The organism is Archangium sp. (assembly GCF_036389735.1).
Taxonomy (GTDB): Bacteria; Myxococcota; Myxococcia; order Myxococcales; family Myxococcaceae; genus Archangium.
Map to the genome: position 1 here is coordinate 1 of NZ_DASVWK010000589.1, position 2,146 is coordinate 2,146.

Here is a 2,146-nt window from a genome sequence, read left to right on the forward strand (position 1 = left end):
GGGGCGGGCCCGGGCGCGCGCTCAGCGCCTCTTCCCGCTCGGCAGTCAGGTCATCGAGCAGGTATTCGAAACGCGGCACCAGGGCTCGCCACCGCTCCCGCTCCGCCTCTCCTTCTGGCAGCTCGAAGAGCTCCTCCACCCGGCGGGGCGCTGTCCATGTCCCCTCTGGCCCGTGGTACATGACGAGCGGGAGAATGATGGGGAGCAGCGCGCTCTCTGGATGCTCCTGGCGCCAGCGCTCCACCTGGCGCACCACGTAGCGCAGCATGCGCAGCGCCATCCACCTGTCCACTGAGGACTGGTGCTCCAGCAGCACGTACAGCAACAGCGGGTGGCCCGTGCGCAGTCGCGCCGTGAAGAGCAGGTCGCTCTCGGTCTCCCGCAGCTCCGGGTCCACCACGCTTCCAGGCTCTCGCCTCAGGGACGACCAGTCCACTTCCGAGACGACATGCGCGGGCAGGACGGCGCGCAGTTCGGCCGCGGCCCGCTCGGGGTGACCGAAGGTATAGCGCGCGAAGAGGTCATGAGGTCCAGACATGGCGAGCCGCGTCGCAAGCATGCGGCGGGCCAAGGTCAGTCCAACAGGATGCGGCGGCCGTCGTCCTCCGACTCCATCGCCGCCGAGAGGATGCGCTGCACGGTGGCCGCCTCCTCCACCGTGGCCAGGGCCACGTCCGGCGCGGCAGTCCCCTCCACCCGCGCGAGGAACCGGCGCGCGGTCTCCACGTGGGCCTCGGCCCAGGGCTCGCGCGCTCCGGGCCTGGGTTCGAGCCCCGGAGCGAGGTCCCTCCACGCCCCGGCCTCGAAGCACCGCACCGGCGAGACACACCAACCCTCGCGCGCGGGGACGAAGCCCCCGGAGAAGCCCGCCTCCCAGTGCTCCCCGAGCAGGGACCAGCCGCCATGCAGCCCCGGCTCGGGACTGGCCGCGTGCGTGAGCACCAGCACCGTCCCCGAGGAGAGCCCCACGTGCAGCGCCGCCGTGTGCACGGGCCGGCCCGACAGCGAGGCCTGCACCCAGGTGGGCGTCGTGCCCGTCAGCCACAGCGCCGCGTCCAGCACGTGCGAGAGCCCGCCAAAGTCCGCCGAGCGCCCGACATAGGCCCCGGGCTCCAACACGTCCGTGGGGACGAAGTTGTTGCGCACCGTGACGACCAGATGGTGGGCCGTGCGCTCCGACAGCCAGGCCCGCAGCACCTGGAGCGGCGGGAGCATCCGGTAGGGGAAGTTCACCGCACAGGGGCGCGTCGCCGTCCGGACCCGCTCGACCAGCGCCCGCGCCTCCTCCCTGGTGCGCGTCAGGGGCTTCTCGCAGAGCACCGCGCGGCCCGCGTCCAGGGCCAGCTCCACGTGCTCGCGGTGCAGTGCGTCCGGGCTCGCCACCACCACCGCGTCCACCGCCGCGCACAACTCGCGCACGCTCGTCGTGGCCAGGGGAATGCCCTCCCGTGCGGCGACCTCACGCGTGTGCCCCACCTGCTGGCCGCACAGCGCGACGACCTCGGCGCCCGCGGCGCGGAAGGCCCCGACGTGCATCAAGCCCCACTTCGTTCCGATGACACCGATTCGCATGGGCAGGGGTGAGCGGAGCAGAGGCTTCAGGCTCCCGCGGGGGCGGCGGCCTCGGCGGCGACCGAGCCCTGGGGAAAGCTGTCGAGCGCCTGGGCCACGGCATCCTCGAACTCCTCCAGCGGGCTGAACTTGGAGAGGACATGCCAGACCCCGGGGATGCGGGGAATTCGCCGGGTGCTGTGGATGATGAGGGGAATCCCGTGGAGTTCCGGCGTCTGGAGGACGTTCCGGCAGAGTTCGACCCCATCCATGTGCGGCATCATCCAGTCCGTCACGATGAGATTGGGCCGCAACCGGTGGGCCAATTCCAGGGCTTCCGAGCCATCGTGCGCCTGGAGGACCTGGTAGCCCATGACCTCCAACACGTCCGTGTAGAGCTCGAGCAGCTCCGGATCATCGTCGACCAGGAGAATCGTGCTCACGGCATCACCCTCTCTTTCCCGAGCGCCTGACCTGGATGGCAACCTCGCGCTCTCATCAAGAGAGGAGTCTCCCTTTCCCCCCTTGTGATGTCAGACCCCGCATCTCTCAAGATGTTCATTCCGGGCGAGGTTCGAACCGGTGGTCCCGCGAA

At 70.5% G+C, this 2,146-nt stretch carries 3 protein-coding genes; all 3 read right to left on the bottom strand.

Annotated elements, in window-relative coordinates:
- The coding region (locus VF794_RS20595; protein ID WP_331112974.1) for an Rpn family recombination-promoting nuclease/putative transposase at nucleotides 1–538 on the bottom strand (538 nt) is incomplete at its 3' end.
- Between the two features lie 35 nt (nucleotides 539–573).
- Nucleotides 574–1,572 carry a Gfo/Idh/MocA family oxidoreductase gene (locus VF794_RS20600; protein ID WP_331112975.1) on the bottom strand — a complete coding sequence of 333 codons (999 nt, stop codon included), beginning with the start codon at nucleotides 1,570–1,572 and terminating at the stop codon, nucleotides 574–576.
- A gap of 26 nt (nucleotides 1,573–1,598) precedes the next feature.
- On the bottom strand, nucleotides 1,599–1,994 hold the full coding sequence (locus VF794_RS20605; RefSeq protein WP_331112977.1) for a response regulator: 396 nt from the start codon (nucleotides 1,992–1,994) through the stop codon (nucleotides 1,599–1,601).
- Nucleotides 1,995–2,146 lie beyond the last annotated feature (152 nt).

What these genes read in the sequence shown, in the direction of transcription:
- VF794_RS20600 (WP_331112975.1), bottom strand. Translation starts at nt 1,572, where the DNA reads ATGCGAATCGGTGTCATCGGAACGAAGTGGGGCTTGATGCACGTCGGG.